This is a genomic window from Dapis purpurea BLCC-M126 (genome assembly GCF_050015975.1).
Classification (GTDB): Bacteria; Cyanobacteriota; Cyanobacteriia; order Cyanobacteriales; family Microcoleaceae; genus Trichodesmium.
Window position 1 is genome coordinate 108,340 of the sequence record NZ_JBNHER010000006.1, and the last position, 16,505, is coordinate 124,844.

Genomic DNA, 16,505 nt, shown 5'->3' on the forward strand with positions numbered 1-16,505 from the left:
CGGGTGTGGGATGCCAACACAGGTGAGCAAATTGGCAAGCCTTTACAGCATCAGGGTCCGGTCAGGTCAGTGGAATTTAGCCATGATAGCACAAAGATAGTCTCTGGCAGTTCTGACAAGACGGTGCGGGTGTGGGATGCCAACACAGGTGAGCAAATTGGCAAGCCTTTACAGCATCAGGATTGGGTCTGGTCAGTGGCATTTAACCATGATAGCACAAAGATAGTCTCGGGCGGTAATGACAAGACGGTGCGGGTATGGGATGTCAATACAGGCGAGCAAATTGGCGAGGCTTTACAGCATCAGGGTCCGGTCAGGTCAGTGGCATTTAACCATGATGGCACAAAGATAGTCTCTGGCAGTGAAGACAACATGGTGCGGGTGTGGGACATTTCTTTAGAGAGGTTAGTGGGTAGGGTTTGTGAGAAACTCCGCTATCATCCTATCTTGGCTGAAAAGACTGATGTTGCTAGGGAAGCAAAGCAGACTTGTAAGCGATACTTCAATTAATGAATAATTCGCTCTCATTGGCAAAATCATAGCATTAATAGGGGAGCTAAATGTTGAAACTTTGTATTAATCTCCCAATATTTCATCAACAGTAAAAGTTACATCAGGCAAAGCTTGAATTGTCACAGTTTCACCCCTTTGAAAAGTCTGCACATTCTCATAACCATTCGCTGTAGGTTGTCGGTAAACTTCCAGACATTCTTCAGTCAGATTTACCAACCAAACTTCAACAATATTATTCTCAGCATATAAAGGAATTTTTACTTCTTGGTCATATTTAACTGTTGTATCTGACACTTCTATGAGGAGAAATACATTTTCTGGTTGAGGATGTTGAGTCCGATACAAACTTGGCAGTTTTTGCAGTAAAGCGATATCTGGTAATGTTTCAGAATTATTATTCAATCTTACCGGATTTTTAACTCTCACAGTAACAGTTTTTGCTAAACTCAAAATGAAAAGTTCGCTAAGACAGCTCACACCAGCTGCATGAGGAGGACTAATAGGCGACATTCTGATAATTTCTCCTCGGATTATTTCTAATCGTTCATTTTCAGTTAATATTCCTGCTTCCAGCATTTTATAACACTCATCTACAGTAAATAGTCGTCGCAATAATTCTACAGACATTATCAACTCCTTAAAAATAAATAAATTTATATACTATTGAGTAATTAATGTTAAAAATTTATATCAATCTCCCAATATTTCATCCACAGTAAAAGTTACATTAGACAAAGCTTGAATTGTCACAGTTTCACCCTTTTGAAAAGTCTGCACAATCTCATAACCATTCGCAGTAGGTTGTCGGTAAACTTCCAGACATTTTTCAGTCAAATTTACCAACCAAACTTCAACAATATTATTCTCAGCATATAAAGGAATTTTTACTTCTTGGTCATATTTAACTGTTGTATCTGAAACTTCTATGAGGAGAAATACATTTTCCGGTTGAGGATGTTGAGTCTCGTAAAAATCTGGTCGTCGTTGCAGCAAACTTACATCTGGTTGTGGTTCAGAAGTATTATTCAATCTTACAGGATCTTGAATTCCCAAAGTAACAGCTTTTCCTAAACGCAAAAAGAAAAGTTCGTTCAGACGTTTCACACAAGCTGAGTGACGAATACCAATAGGGGACATTTCGATAATTTCTCCTCTGATTAATTCTACTCGTTCATTTTCATTAAATATTCCTGCTTCCAGCATTTTATAATACTGGTCTACAGTAAATAGTCGTCGCAATAATTGTACAGACATTATTAACTCCTTGAGAATAATTAATTATATGAATTTATTGTACAGAAATTATCAACTTCTTGTGTGCTATCCAAGCATTAAACAACAACTTATACTAATTCATACAAAACTAAAAACTGCTATAATTTTCAAAACTTGTACTTATATCATGTCTGGTTGAATAGTTATAATTAAGCTCGTAGTAGGGCTTTAGCCCTATCTTTAGTTCGGGCTAAAGCCCTACTACAAACAAAAATTTTTTTATCACTGATTATCCAGACATAATATTACAGTAATAAAAAAACATTATTTATTTATTTTAAATATTAATAAGAAAGCTTACAATTTGGTTCCGTTACTACTAATAACCAATTAAAATAACTGAATTTAGAATTAGTCTTTAAAATAAACGAGCAATGATTACAAACTCGTCTAACTCCGAACAATCTCAGCCAGAAAGAAAACCTCCGCATCAACTGGAAGAGGAAGAAATACGACGCGATATTATGTTGAGAGGTAGGGAATTTACCCTGGCTGATGTTATTGGTCAAGAAGGTGGTGCTTTTATGAAAGGGGAATCTCCAGTTCCCAAGCTGGTGCAGGTCAAGACTGAAATTAATACTTTAATTAGCCAGAATTTGCAGGATGTCTCAGGAGTTTTACAAGCAGTTCTGTATAGGTGGGTTGAGGAAGATACAGCCCGAATTAGTAAACATCTAGATGCACCATTGCAAGCTTTATTGGGATTATTGAAATCGATTTTGGAAAATCCCCCAATTCTTTATGAGTTAGTACGTCAGGTCGATATGCTCTGGGGAGAAATGAATAATGAGCGACCTTATTTTCAGCGTCCGGGACAGCCACCTCACCCCGATGATGAATATACCCATGAATCAGTTTATCAACAGCTTGTTGAACTTACCTTTTGCCTCAATTCTAAGCCTGAGCAAGATTGACTTTAGAAGGTTTGAGTATTTCAACAGTTATGAGAGATCGCTAACGCTGCATTTTGCCCACCAAACCCAAAACTCAAACACAAAACATTTTCCACCTGAGACTCACGAGCATACCTCACCAAGTCTAAATCAAATTCTGCCTCATTTAATCCCACACAGGGAGGTAAAATCTGATGTTTGATCGCCATCAAACAAAATGCTAACCCCAGCGCTCCAGATGCTCCCAATGTATGACCAGTCGCTCCCTTTGTCGAACTAACCGCCACTTTGTGAGGAAAAATTTGCTGAATTAAATTAGCTTCATGGCGATCATTTAATTGAGTTGCTGTTCCATGAGCATGAACATAGTCAATATCTTCAGCAGATAAACCGCTTCTGTCCAAACATTGAGCGATCGCCAACATTGCACTTTTACCACTCAAATCCGGTGCATTACCATAAGTTGCATCATTTGTCAAACCAAAACCCCGAATTTGACCATAAATTTTAGCCGATCTTTGCCGTGCAAATTCAGCAGACTCCAATACCAAAACAGCAGCTCCTTCCCCCAAAACTAACCCCTCCCGATATCGGTCAAAAGGATAAGCGCCTGTTTGAGCCAAAGCTCCCATTTTTCTGAATCCTGCTATACTCAGAGGTGTAATAGGAGATTCCACAGCACCCGCAATAACTTGTTGACATTGACCAGTCTCAATTAACTCTACAGCACGAGCGATCGCCCATATCCCTGTAGCACAAGCAGCCATTGGTGCTAGAACCGGCCCAGTTGTAACTATCTGACTCGCAGTGAAAATAGCAGGTTGATGGGGCAACAGATTAATAAATGAGGTGTAATCTTTTTCCAAATTATCTGGCTGACCATCTCCAATAAGCTGCTTTTTTGCAAATTTTTCTAGCATTCCTTGATAGCCACGACTCGAACCTATGACTACACCACATTCAGGTAGTGGAAGTGTCAAACCCGAAGATTTGAGAGCAGCTCCCACTACTTGCTCAGTTAACCTAGTTAGATCGACAGGCTGAGAATCAATTATACCCAAGGGTAGGGGAGGTAGTTCTGCAAAAGGTTGATATAACTCAATAGCAGGCTTACCCTTGAGTAACTTTTCCCAACTTTGATTGAGGTTTCCCAAAGCAGAAGTTAGACCGATACCCGTAACTACAACTTTCACAGTTAAGTTATGATTCGCTGCTACTGGGTATGCTTAAATTTTCCAGACCCTCAACTACCTTAGCTGACTCAATGCGATCGCCAGCGTCAATTTGATCGACAACTTCTTTCATGCCTTGTGTTACATACCCAAATACTGCATAGTTACCATCGAGGAAAGGGAGGTCAGTTAGAGCAAAATAAAATTGGGATGAAGCAGAGTCAGGAGGCTGAGAGCGAGCCATTGCCACCGCACCTCTTGTATGAGATAAAACAGGTTGCCGATCGATACGAGCATTATCAAAAGTTTTACTATAAACTGGTTCAGTAGCTTCTTGAGGTTTAATTTCTAGAGGAATATAACGTTCTCTACCAGTTGTTGGATCGATAAAACCTCCTGTACCTAACCTATTCTGTGGAAAATTGATATCTTTACTTTGAGGATCACCTCCTTGAACAACAAAAGGTTGAGGTTCACGCACTACCCGGTGAAATGCTAACCCATCATAAACCCCTTTTTGAACTAAATCCACAAAATTACCTGCTGTAATAGGTGCGTTAATACCATCTACTTCTATCGTTACAGGAGAGCTATTAACAATCATTACTACTGTTGCTTTACCATTTAGCTTAGGTAAATAACTATAATTAGCAGCTAATTGTGTTTGACTTGATGGAGTTGGGGTAGAAACTTCCGTATTAGGAACTGAGGTGGGAGTACATCCTGTAACTAAAAAAGTTACAACTACGAATAGTGGCAATAACCACTGACTGATTTTTCTTTGCATTTTCACTCACAATTCAATCTTGATTTTTTGAATCTAAAATCTGAATATATAGCAATCCGCTCATAGGCTCATAGATTGTAACATTTGATCTAACGGGGTTGGGTCTGCAGACCCAAGGGAAAATGGGATTTGGATACCAAACCCCTACAGTTTTTTTCACAAATCATTTAGGATTGCTATAGCAGTCGCCAGAGCAGTTAGGACATTCTCATGCCTCTTAAATTTAGTCCGTGCTGCGAATTTAACTTCTAACTTCTGACTTCTAACTTCTGACTTCTGACTTCTACTATAGCCCCTCCAAAGGAACTTGCAGAAACTTTGCGAGTTGAGCAGCTTCATTTTCCAATTTAGACAAAGCCAATGGCTGACCTACACGGGTAAGAGGTATTTGCCGACTATCTTTGAGGCGGAGATATATAGCTCTACGAGGATTGAGACCTTCTTTAATATCGACTTTAATCGATTGGACATTTTCCGTAGTACAATTAAATTCTACTTTACGGTTCTTACCAGGAAATCCCCAGCGAAAAATCATAATCTGGCCTTTGTCTTGGTTAAACTCATTGTAGCCACCACCAATGTCCCAAAAAATAGTTAACCACAAAAAAATCCCATACATTGTACCAATCAGGCCATAAAATCCCATAGCTATTCCCTGGGGTAAGAAGTTGAGTTGGCTAGGGTCGGCAACAAGTAATAGGTTAACTTTGAGATAGCTAGAGATCCCTGATAAGAGGAAACCAATACCTCCCATACTAACAATTACGGCCCAGAAGTAATTACTCAGACGACGAGACCCAATAATTTCTTGATGCAGTAGGCCATTGCCTATTGAAGCTTGAGTAGTCATAAATCCTCTATGTTATTAATTCTAAATTTTAAAATTTTTTCGACTCGTATAGTCATATAATGAGTATCTAAAATCTAAAGTAAAGTTGAAACCAATTAAAGGTACTAGGGATAGACGATAATTGCAAAATTTCTTAAACCTATATATACTTATGTTAACTTGCTTAATAAAACAAACTTTTTCATCAAAGCAAGAGGATATAAAATTTAGTGTCAAGAACTCTAAAGCTGAGGGCTAAGGGCTTGCACACTCTTGTTCAAACTTTTGTTGCTTTTCTCCAAGAAAGTAAGCCTAAGACCTGTTTATGTCCATGTTTTCGATAATTGTTTAAGTTCCTAACTTGGGATTCTCTGCTAATTCTATGGTCTAGAACTGAGCATTTAAAGAAACTAATTTGAGTTAAGCTAATGCAACTTGGAGACTACCAACCGATAACATTGGCGAGACAAACTTTATATTGTGGATTCAGTGTCATAGGTGTGGTAAGTTTAGAATTGAACCTACGAGCTTATGACTTCGTAGCCTAAGAGTTACGGGCAGCAGAAGACCCAGAGTTTGAAACATTTTATACCAAAAACATTTTGCTGAACAAAGCTATCCATCTGAGCTTGGATGGCTCTTATAGATCAGCCACATCAAAAACTTTATATTCCCTGAGGAGGTTCTACTAAGTGGTAACGACGCTCTCTGATTCTATGATGGGAGGCCGTGATATAGAATCCACCGGTTTTGCCTGGTGGTCTGGAAACGCCCGTCTAATTAATCTATCCGGTAAACTGCTAGGCGCTCACGTTGCTCACGCAGGTCTAATTGTATTCTGGGCTGGAGCAATGACTTTATTTGAAGTTGCTCACTATGTACCAGAAAAGCCAATGTATGAGCAAGGCTTAATTCTCATGCCTCACATTGCTACTTTAGGCTGGGGTGTCGGTCCTGGTGGTGAAGTAACTGATATATTTCCATACTTTGTTGTAGGTGTTTTACACCTAATCTCATCTGCTGTTCTTGGTTTGGGCGGTATCTATCATGCCGTTCGTGGTCCAGACACTCTGGAAGAATACTCTTCTTTCTTCGGATATGACTGGAAAGATAAGAACCAGATGACTAACATCATTGGCTACCACTTAATTCTATTAGGTTGTGGTGCATTATTGTTAGTTTTCAAAGCCATGTTCTTTGGTGGTGTCTATGATACATGGGCACCAGGTGGCGGAGATGTAAGGGTTATTACTAATCCTACTCTTAATCCTGCTGTTATCTTTGGTTATCTGGTTAAGGCACCTTTTGGTGGTGAAGGCTGGATCATCGGTGTTAACAACATGGAAGATATTATTGGTGGTCATATTTGGATCGGTCTGACTTGTATCTTTGGTGGTGTTTGGCATATTTTCACTAAGCCTTTCGGTTGGGCACGTCGCGCTTTCATCTGGTCTGGAGAAGCTTATCTCTCCTACAGTTTAGGTGCTTTGTCTCTGATGGGTTTAATTGCTTCCGTTTATGTGTGGTTTAACAACACTGCCTATCCTAGTGAATTTTACGGCCCTACTAATGCTGAAGCTTCTCAAGCTCAGTCTTTTGTATTCTTAGTACGTGACCAAAAATTAGGTGCTAATATTGGTTCTGCTCAAGGTCCTACTGGTCTTGGTAAGTACCTCATGCGCTCTCCTACTGGTGAAATCATCTTCGGTGGTGAAACTATGCGTTTCTGGGACTTCCGTGGTCCTTGGTTAGAGCCTCTTCGTGGTCCTAATGGTCTAGACTTGAACAAATTGAAGAACGACATTCAGCCTTGGCAAGTTCGTCGTGCTGCTGAGTACATGACTCATGCTCCTAATGGTTCCATCAACTCTGTAGGTGGTATCATCACTGATATTAACGGCTTCAACTACGTTAACCCTCGTGCTTGGTTAGCTGCTGCTCACTTTATTCTTGGTTTCTTCTTCTTAATTGGTCACTTGTGGCACGCAGGTCGCGCTCGTGCTGCTGAGGGTGGTTTTGAGAAGGGTCTCGACCGTCAAACTGAGCCAGTGCTATCTATGCCTAACCTTGACTAATATCTAGTCACTGCATTTAGCTTGTTTATTGCTAAAATTATTTAAAAACCTCACCTCAAGTAGGTGAGGTTTTTATTTTTTTATATAAGTTGAGAAATAGATAAATATGAAGATAGAATTACTTAATATATCTGAAAGTTTTAATCAGACTAAAGATTTTTTAGTTGAGACAAATGAGCGAGTAAAAGACTATATTTATGAAGGAACAGAAGCAGCTAAAAGTTCTTTATCTGAATTAGCTAATCAATCAGTTAATAGTATTAGTGAAGCAAAAGATAAAAGTATTGAAGTTATTTCTCAAACTACTAACACTGCTGTAAGTAGTATTTCAGAAATAACTGCACAAACAAAAGAGGTTTTTGCTGAAACCACTCAAAAATTGACTGATACTGCTACTAATACAACTAACCAAGCTGTAGAAAGTGTAGCTAAAGTTAGTGAAAATATTATGCAAACAAGGGAAAACTTTAATTATCGAATTACTGAAGTGATTCAAAGTTATCTTTCTCCTGCTATTGCAGAATGGATCGACTCTCATCCTTTAATGATATGGTTATTAAATCATCCTTTAATTACATTAGTAGCTGGTTTGTTATTAATATTTATATTGTTAGGATTTTTACAAGTAGTTAGTGATTTAGGAAAATCATTATTTTTATTTATTTTCACTAGCCCGTTCAAAGTTTTCAATAGTATTTGGAATTTGAGTAACAAATCTACTTCTGTTAAAAAATTTTCTAACGCAACTGATTTAGGTAAAAATTTAACATTAATAGATTCTTCAAAGAAAATTAGAAATAATCGCCAGAGACTAATGCAGATTTGGACTAGGTTAGAAGAAATTAAAACTGAGCAAAATCTACTTTTACAAGAAGCTTCAGAAATTATTAAATCTCAATCAAAATTTAAGTAAGGTTTATACTAATACCGTTTCACGGAAGTCATGCATCGAGTGCTAATTGGTGAGGTTTCCATTTCCTGCGGAAACGCTTCGCAAACAGAATGTTAGACGCACATCTGACAATCAAAAGTTAAAAGTAAGATTTTACAACCTTAAAACTTTGACGCGCTCAGTAATTTCAGGAAATTATTTTACATTTCAGTATCATATAAGTAGTGTAACCTAAGTTGATGAAGTAGGTATAATTTAATTTAGTTGTAGTTTCTCAAAGTGAGAGTAGTCATTTGTGTTAAAATTGATTGCTCAAATTTTTGTTTGACTGTATATAAAGAAAAAGTTGATTTTATTCAGTAGTAAATTCTTGCTAGATAAAATTGTATTGACATTAAATTATTAACAATATATATGGTCAGTCAAAAAACAATTGATATTGTCAAATCTACAGCTCCCATTCTCAAAAAACAGGGAAAGCAAATTACCACTCGGATGTATGAAATAATGTTTGAAAATCATCCTGAAGTTAAGTCTCAATTTAATATGTCAGCTCAAGCGGACGGCTCTCAACCTGCAAAGTTAGCAACTGCTGTTTATAGTTATGCTACTCATATTGATGATTTGGTTGGTTTAAAATCAATGGTTGAAAAAATCGCTCACCGTCATGTACAAACTCATGTACAAGCGGAACAATATCCAATAGTTGGAGAATGTATGTTGCAAGCTATGCAGGATGTTTTGGGAGAGGATGCAACTCCAGAAGTTATAGCTGCTTGGGCAGAAGCTTATCAGGTATTGGCGGAGGTTTTTATTCACCGAGAGCATGAAATATATGAGGAGGAAGCTGTTTCCTGATTTTATTTTTTTTGGTAAAAAAAAAGGGGTAAATATTGAGTTTAATAATTGCGGGGGAGCGTAGTAATGTTGGCAAAACAACTATTACCTTGGCGTTACTAGCTTATTTAAAACGGCAACATCTCAAGGTGCAATCATTTAAGGTGGGACCTGATTACATTGATCCAATGTTTCATCAATATGTGACGGGTAAACCTTGTCGGAATTTAGATCCAGTGCTGACTTCTGAAATTTATGTGCAACAATGTTTTGCGGGAAATATTCAGGATGTTGATTATGCTTTGGTGGAGGGGGTGATGGGTTTGTTTGATGGGGTGAGATTTTTCGATTGTCCCTCGTCCCCCGTTGTAAGAGATCCCCCCTTACCCCCCTTAGAAAGGGGGGAAGAAGATGATGGGTATTTTCCGAGTTTTGCTTCTACTGCTCATATTTCCCGGTTGCTGAATTTACCTGTTTTGTTGGTGCTTGACTGTAGTAGTTTGTCTGCTTCTGTGGCAGCGATCGCTCATGGTTTTGTTTCTTTTGATCCTTCTATTAATTTTGCTGGTTTGATACTTAACAGGGTGGGGAGCGATCGCCACTTACAACTATTACAAAATTCCTTAAAATGTATAAATTTACCTGTACTTGGAGTTTTCAGGCGACATAAAAATATTAGTATTCCTGACCGACATTTGGGTTTGATTCCTACTGATGAAATGCCGAATTTAGATAGTTTGATTAATGATTTAGTTGATTTGGCTGAAACTTGTTTTGATTGGGAAAAGTTACTGCCTATTTTAAAAGTTGATGATGAGATTGATCAGTACATTTTATCTACTAATATTTGCTCTGATAAGACAATATATTTACCAAGCTTAGTTGCCAATAATTTTGATCAAAGAAAGTCAGAAATTTTAATAGGAGTTGCTCGCGATCGGGCATTTAATTTTTATTATCAAGATAACCTGGATATTCTGGAAGAGTTAGGGGCAAAAATAGTATTTTGGAGTCCGCTAAAAGATGAAAATTTACCAGCAGGAGTACAAGGTTTATATTTTGGTGGCGGATTTCCTGAAGTTTTTGCTCAACAGTTAAGTGAAAATGTTCTTGTTAGAAAGGCAGTGAAGGAAGCAATTATTTCGGGAATGCCGACTTATGCTGAATGTGGTGGGTTGATGTATTTATCTGAAGCAATTATTGATTTTAATAGTAATTCTTGGGATATGGTAGGAATTTTGCCGATGAAGGCGGTAATGGGGAAAAGTTTAAAGTTAGGATATCGGCAAGCAATTACGAATATAGATACTCCTTTATTAGCAGCAAATACACAAGTTGCTGGGCATGAGTTTCATCGTTCAGAATTAACTGAAGTACCCCCAATACCTCTATATAAAATGTGGCGAGTTGATGAGGAAAAAAATCAGAGTCAGGTAACTTTTGAAGGCTGGAATTTTTATCAAGTTCATGCTTCTTATCTGCATCTGCATTGGGGAAATAGGGTAGATATTCCAAGGCGATTCATTGAGCAGGGGAGTAGGGGAGTGGCGGAGAAGTCAAAATAAAAATAATTAATACGGTACTAACTAATAATTATTTATCAAAAAGCTCATTTCACCTGTATTAATTACTTAATAATTGGAGTTTCACCCAAGTATAGCATTCTTTTTTCACCCTTGGTATAAGCAGTAAAGAGACTAGAGGTAAAATCTCACATATATTTAGAAGTATGAACAAGTCCGCTTTTTTTGATTCTGCCTCCTAATCTCTGCATATTTTTGGTAAAATTGATAAAATAAAAACTGTTCAATACCAAATCAAACAATCAAATGACTGTATCTGTTGAATTTATTGAAGGGTTGAATGAGAAAGTTACAGAAGTTAGCTTGAGAAAACGTCGTAACTCTAACACAAAAATAGTAGTACTAATTTTTGACCACCTGCAAGCTACGGAAAGTTTTCGTTCCTTCACTAATAAAATAAATAAATTATGGTTGAAAGACGAGGAAGGAGATATTGAAGTATTTCCCAGTGGGATTAAGTTTTTGTCTGCTGATGAAAGTGATTTTTCTAAAGTCGAATGTTCTTTTGAAGTTGAGTCAGAGGAAAATTTTGAGAGAGTAATGCGATTTTTGCACCGTTATGCTGAGGCAAATGGTTTTGAATTTAAGTCTAATTAGGCAAATATAAATAGGGTTTGCTGAAAAAGTTTTTAGTGAAGAGAGACTACAGGCAACAGGAAAGAGTATTTTTGAGGTTTAACAGGAGTAAAAGTTTTCATTATACTAAATGTATCAGCAATTTTAAAAAAGGGAATAGGAGCTGGCAAGAATAGAGAACTATTAGTCACGATAAAATAGTTGTAAAATTTTGACTACAATCTAGTTAGTTATCAAAGAGTGAGGACTTTTACTATTAGGCATCAATGTAAACTTATTCTTCGGTTCAAGCTTTAATATTTTCTTGAAAAGTACTCTCTAATAGTTGAACTTTTAGATTATTTTTGAAGTGTGAAGCTCATAACTTGCCAAGAAATAAATCAATAATTTTACTCAAAAATTTGATAAGTTAAAGTTTCTGACTTGCCTCAATACATATTGTCGCTTTAGAGGTGACTCAAGGTAAAAAAAATATAGAGCAAAATTGGATAAAAATTAAAATTATAAAAGGGAAAAAAATGAGTAAATCAATAGTAGTTAAACAACTGGTTACCCAAGAAATTACATCGCATAATTTTCGACCTTTTGGGCAACTAATTTTGGCTTCGGAAGATGGTAAAAAATATGACCAAGGTGATGCTCAATTAAGTTTAGAAAATGGTACGCCAAGATTCTATATTATGCGGTTGAAGAAAAGAGGTCGAAAGTTTACAAAAATTACTCGTCATGTGCAATGTACTCAATGTTTAGGTTCTCTAGAAGGAAAGGAATGGTTAATGGCAGTTGCTCCACCTTGTGTAGAAGAAGCACCTAAATTGGAGGATGTAGTTGCTTTTAAAATTCCAGGAAATTGTTTTATTAAATTAGAGGTGGGAACTTGGCACGCTGGACCTTATTTTGATCAAGATTTTGTAGATTTTTACAACCTGGAATTAAGTGATACAAATGTTGTAGATCATTTTACTCACGACTTTGCTAAAAGTCATAATTTAGAGTTAGAAATTGTTTAACTATAGAAATATAGTGTGACTATATTATGTCCGGTAAAAAACTATAATTGGCTCGTAGTTGTGCTTTAGCGCTCCTAGATATATTTGACATTAAAGCGCAACTATAAACAAAGACTTTACGTTTAACAAAATACTAAACCCTAAGTTTTTAATGTTATCAACTTTAGTCTCAATAATATATCGTTTTTTGTTTTTTTTGTGACTTCTTATACTTATAAATAAACTAAAAATAACGATATAACTGGGAGTAATAATGGTAGATAATATCCGAGTTAAATTTGTTTTTTTAGATTCAGTCTAGGTAAATCCATATTAATAATTAAGTAAAAAAAAATTAACTATAATAATATAGGCTATTATAATACTATTTTACTTTAAAGATGTCACAAATAGTTTCAAATATCTCAAATAATTCCTTGAAACTATTGTAACGTCAAAGTTTTCTGTCTATTAAATCTTACTTTTGACTTTTGACTTCCGTGAAACTGTATAACATTATCAAATCTCAACCCACAGAACACCATGCCTGACAAAATTTATGACTTAATCCTACGAAACTGTCGCTTACTGCTATCAAACTACCAATTAGAAATAGTAGATATTGCTATTGATGATGGTAGAATTACTGCTATTTCTACAGATATTCCTGCTTCAGGACAAAAAGAAATTGATATTGAAGAAAAATTAGTCAGCCCACCATTCATAGAATCCCATATTCACCTAGACTCTACATTAACGGCAGGAAAACCACGTTGGAATCAAAGTGGTAGCTTATTTGAAGGGATAGAAATTTGGGGTGAACAAAAACAAAAGTTAACTATAGAAGATGTGAAAAAACGCGCTATTGAAACTCTTAAAACTCAAGCTAAACAGGGAATATTATTTGTCAGAACTCACGTTGATGTTAGTGAACCAACACTAATAGCATTACAAGCACTTTTAGAAGTAAAAGAAACTGTCAAAGATTGGATGAATTTACAAATAGTTGCCTTTCCTCAAGACGGCATTTATAGTCAAGATGAAAATATTACTTTTTTAGAGACTGCTTTGCAATTAGGAGTAGATGGTGTAGGTGGAATTCCTCATTATGAATTCACCAGGGAAGATGGAGTAAAATCTATACATCATATCTTTGAATTGGCAGAAAAATATGACTGTTTTATTGATGTACATTGTGATGAAATAGATGACGATCAATCGCGTTTTTTAGAATTAGTTGCTGCTTGTGCAATTCGTACAGGTTTAACTTCACAAGTTACTGCTAGTCATACAACTGCTTTTGGTTCTTATAATAATGCTTATGCTTTGAAATTAATGAGTTTATTAAAGAAGTCTAAAATTAATTTTGTGGCTAATCCCTTAATTAATATTACTCTCCAAGGTCGTACTGATACTTATCCTAAAAGGCGTGGTGTAACGCGAGTAAAAGAGTTATGGCAACATGGATTAAATGTTAGTTTTGGACATGATTGTGTGCAAGATCCTTGGTATAATTTAGGTACTGGTAATATGTTAGATGTGGCTTATATGGGTGTACATATTTGTCAGATGACTGGGATAGCAGAAATTAATGCTTGTTATCAAATGGTTACTAGGAATGGTGCAAAAACTTTAGATGTGGAGGATAGGTATGGAATTGAAGTAGGAAAACCTGGTAATTTGATAGTTTTAGATGCTAAAAACCCCTTTCATGCAATTAGGAAACGAGCTACAGTAAAGTATGTATTTTCTCACGGAAAATTATTAGCAGAAACTACACCTACAAAAATAAAATTTGTTGCCTTTACATAAAAGATTTGAATGAAAAACTGGTAAGCATTCAGCGGTCAGCTATTAACTATTAGCTTCCGAGACACATCTGTATTTGCCACCACATAATTGTACAATTGTATAGGTTGACAACTCAAATTTGTCGTTTTTATGCTTTAATTTCATGCTTAAAAATGTAGTAAAACTTAAACGAACACCTGCTTCATTCATTAAAAAGCTGTTTTCTGCTGTCACCTACATGAATACATAGCATTATCTAGTAAATGCAATTTCATTCAATAGCAAGAGCTGACTACTAATAGCTGAATACTTATAAAAACTGAGTGAGGAAATAAATTATGAAAAATATCGAAAAATATGTGGAATTAACGGCAGAATTAATAAATTTACCATTACAGTCAGAACATTTTCCAGGTGTAGTAGCAAATATAGAAAGAATAGCAGTGATCGCTCAATTAGTTATAGACTTTCCCCTACCACCAGAAATAGAGTCTGCACCAAAATTTAACTTAGAAAAATGGGGAGAAAAAATCGAGAAATGAAATTGCTGTAATCCTTCTATAGTTGCTATTACAAAGGGTACTGCAAATTGCTAATAGTAGAGGTTTGGTCTCCAAATTCCTACCCACCAAACTCCTACTCAAGTCTTTATTGTTCCTTATTTTTTATTACCAAATAATTAAGGTTTAGAGCTTCTACACATCAAGTAGAAAAAATTACTCAATCATATCCTTTAAAAAAAAGATGTAATTGTTAATTATCGAAAATATGAGTATCAACCCAAACCAAACAGACGCAGTAGCGATCGCCTCCGCCATCAAAACAGGAAAAACCACCACCGAAACTTTAATAAGCAAATGTCTCGAACAAATTTACGACCGCAACCGAACTCTAAATTGCTTCACCGCCATCACTACTGAAAGCGCACTCAATAGGGCCAAACAAATAGATAGAGACATTGGCCAAGGCAAAAACCCCGGTCTCCTTGCAGGAGTTCCCTTTGCCGTGAAAAACCTATACGACATCGCAGGTTTAACCACCCTTGCTGGAGCTAAAATTAACGCCGAAAACCCACCCGCTACCCAAGATGCAACCGCTGTTGCTAAACTCAAACAAGCAGGTGCTATCTTGGTTGGTAGCCTTAATATGGATGAATACGCCTACGGTTTTGTTACCGAAAATAGTCACTACGGTGCAACACCTAATCCCCACGACTTGACCCGCATCTCTGGCGGCTCCTCTGGTGGATCTGCTGCTGCGGTTGCTGCGGGTTTAGTGCCCATTACTCTTGGTTCCGACACCAATGGTTCCATCCGTGTACCTGCTTCTCTCTGTGGTGTCTTTGGGTTTAAACCTACTTATGGGCGTTTATCACGAGCAGGGGTTTTTCTGTTTGCCAGTAGTTTAGATCATGTTGGACCATTTGCTCGCTCTGTGCGGGATATTGCCACAGTTTATGATGTTTTGCAAGGGTCTGATGCAAAAGACCCAGTTTGTACTAACCGCCCTCCGGAAACTTGTTTGCCTCAACTAAACCAAGGTATTCAAGGTTTGCGCATTGCTATTGCTGACGGTCACTTTGCCAAAGGAGGGGAACCCGAAGTATTTACAGCAGTGGAACAGGTTGCAGACGCATTAGGAGTAACTCAGCGGGTGACAATACCCGAAGCACATCGAGCGCGAGCTGCTGCTTATATTATTACTGCTGCTGAGGGCGCGAATTTGCATTTGGAAAATTTACGAACTCGCCCCCAAGATTTTGATCCAGCAACCCGCGATCGCTTTTTAGCAGGTGCTTTAATTCCGGCAGACTGGTATATCCAAGCTCAACGTTTTCGCCGTTGGTATCAAGGTTGTGTTGAGGAAATATTTAAGGAAGTAGATATTATTTTGGCTCCTACCACTCCTTGTGTTGCACCATTATTGGGGCAGGAAAAAATGATTATTGCTGGGGAGGAAGTATTAGTGCGTCCGAATTTGGGTTTGTATACCCAACCTTTGTCTTTTATTGGGTTGCCAGTTTTGTCGGTTCCCATTCGTCGTACTAATGGTTTGCCTTTAGGAGTGCAAATTATTGCTGCACCTTATAATGAAGCGTTGATTTTACGAGTGGCAGCATTTTTGGAGATGGAACAGTTAGTAGGACTAAGAATTAAACAGGGACTCAATCCCCCTGTTTAAGAAACTTTGAGAATCTACGCAACTTATAGCAGTTGTAAAATGGGTAAACCATAGTAGACAAAATAACCCTAACAATTTTCCTACTCCCAACTCCATCAATGTTGTGTTCTAC

At 37.0% G+C, this 16,505-nt stretch carries 16 protein-coding genes and 1 pseudogene; 12 read left to right on the top strand and 5 right to left on the bottom strand.

The features are described 5' to 3' along the window. Positions 1-510 (top strand): WD40 repeat domain-containing protein (locus tag ACP6PL_RS01745; protein WP_426541897.1); only part of this gene is annotated, 510 nt, incomplete at its 5' end. Between the two features lie 66 nt (positions 511-576). On the opposite strand, the gene ACP6PL_RS01750 is transcribed toward ACP6PL_RS01745, so the two are convergent. Then, complete coding sequence (locus ACP6PL_RS01750; protein WP_426541899.1) at positions 577-1,140, bottom strand: Uma2 family endonuclease; 564 nt, start codon at positions 1,138-1,140, stop codon at positions 577-579. Between the two features lie 63 nt (positions 1,141-1,203). Continuing rightward, entirely contained in the window at positions 1,204-1,767 is a 564-nt protein-coding gene (locus ACP6PL_RS01755; RefSeq protein ID WP_426541901.1) for a Uma2 family endonuclease, read from the bottom strand. A 395-nt stretch (positions 1,768-2,162) separates the two neighbouring features. Here ACP6PL_RS01755 and ACP6PL_RS01760 point away from each other — a divergent pair, with 395 nt between their 5' ends. Beyond that, positions 2,163-2,702, top strand: coding sequence for a hypothetical protein (locus ACP6PL_RS01760; protein WP_426541903.1), 540 nt, complete (start codon positions 2,163-2,165; stop codon positions 2,700-2,702). A 20-nt stretch (positions 2,703-2,722) separates the two neighbouring features. Here ACP6PL_RS01760 and ACP6PL_RS01765 read toward each other — a convergent pair whose 3' ends face one another. From ACP6PL_RS01765 to ACP6PL_RS01775, 3 genes are all read right to left on the bottom strand, one after another. Next, positions 2,723-3,874: a beta-ketoacyl-ACP synthase gene (locus ACP6PL_RS01765; protein WP_426541905.1), complete on the bottom strand. Its 1,152-nt coding sequence runs from the start codon at positions 3,872-3,874 to the stop codon at positions 2,723-2,725. A 7-nt stretch (positions 3,875-3,881) separates the two neighbouring features. Beyond that, positions 3,882-4,640, bottom strand: coding sequence for a peptidylprolyl isomerase (locus ACP6PL_RS01770; RefSeq protein WP_426541907.1), 759 nt, complete (start codon positions 4,638-4,640; stop codon positions 3,882-3,884). A 286-nt stretch (positions 4,641-4,926) separates the two neighbouring features. Next, positions 4,927-5,490: a photosystem I assembly protein Ycf4 gene (locus ACP6PL_RS01775; RefSeq protein WP_426541909.1), complete on the bottom strand. Its 564-nt coding sequence runs from the start codon at positions 5,488-5,490 to the stop codon at positions 4,927-4,929. Between the two features lie 467 nt (positions 5,491-5,957). Between ACP6PL_RS01775 and ACP6PL_RS01780 the strand changes: the two are divergent. From ACP6PL_RS01780 to ACP6PL_RS01825, 10 genes and pseudogenes are all read left to right on the top strand, one after another. Further along, positions 5,958-6,181, top strand: a pseudogene (locus ACP6PL_RS01780) (photosystem II D2 protein (photosystem q(a) protein)); the annotation flags it as partial. A 4-nt stretch (positions 6,182-6,185) separates the two neighbouring features. Then, positions 6,186-7,544 carry a photosystem II reaction center protein CP43 gene (psbC, locus tag ACP6PL_RS01785; protein WP_426541961.1) on the top strand — a complete coding sequence of 453 codons (1,359 nt, stop codon included), beginning with the start codon at positions 6,186-6,188 and terminating at the stop codon, positions 7,542-7,544. A gap of 106 nt (positions 7,545-7,650) precedes the next feature. Next, positions 7,651-8,457, top strand: a complete 807-nt coding sequence (locus tag ACP6PL_RS01790; protein WP_426541911.1) for a methyl-accepting chemotaxis protein — start codon at positions 7,651-7,653, stop codon at positions 8,455-8,457. Between the two features lie 393 nt (positions 8,458-8,850). After that, on the top strand, positions 8,851-9,294 hold the full coding sequence (locus ACP6PL_RS01795) for a globin domain-containing protein (protein WP_426541913.1): 444 nt from the start codon (positions 8,851-8,853) through the stop codon (positions 9,292-9,294). Between the two features lie 35 nt (positions 9,295-9,329). Beyond that, positions 9,330-10,838: a cobyrinic acid a,c-diamide synthase CobB gene (locus ACP6PL_RS01800; RefSeq protein WP_426541915.1), complete on the top strand. Its 1,509-nt coding sequence runs from the start codon at positions 9,330-9,332 to the stop codon at positions 10,836-10,838. Positions 10,839-11,102: 264 nt separating this feature from the next. Further along, positions 11,103-11,453, top strand: a complete 351-nt coding sequence (gene psb28 / locus ACP6PL_RS01805) for a photosystem II reaction center protein Psb28 (RefSeq protein ID WP_426541917.1) — start codon at positions 11,103-11,105, stop codon at positions 11,451-11,453. A 497-nt stretch (positions 11,454-11,950) separates the two neighbouring features. Then, positions 11,951-12,442, top strand: coding sequence for an ureidoglycolate lyase (locus ACP6PL_RS01810; RefSeq protein WP_426541919.1), 492 nt, complete (start codon positions 11,951-11,953; stop codon positions 12,440-12,442). A 522-nt stretch (positions 12,443-12,964) separates the two neighbouring features. Further along, positions 12,965-14,233, top strand: a complete 1,269-nt coding sequence (gene codA, locus ACP6PL_RS01815; RefSeq protein ID WP_426541921.1) for a cytosine deaminase — start codon at positions 12,965-12,967, stop codon at positions 14,231-14,233. 317 nt (positions 14,234-14,550) lie between these two features. Next, positions 14,551-14,754 (top strand): DUF4089 domain-containing protein, encoded by a 204-nt coding sequence (locus ACP6PL_RS01820; RefSeq protein ID WP_426541923.1) that lies wholly within the window; start codon positions 14,551-14,553, stop codon positions 14,752-14,754. A gap of 226 nt (positions 14,755-14,980) precedes the next feature. Then, on the top strand, positions 14,981-16,393 hold the full coding sequence (locus ACP6PL_RS01825) for an AtzE family amidohydrolase (protein ID WP_426541925.1): 1,413 nt from the start codon (positions 14,981-14,983) through the stop codon (positions 16,391-16,393). Positions 16,394-16,505 lie beyond the last annotated feature (112 nt).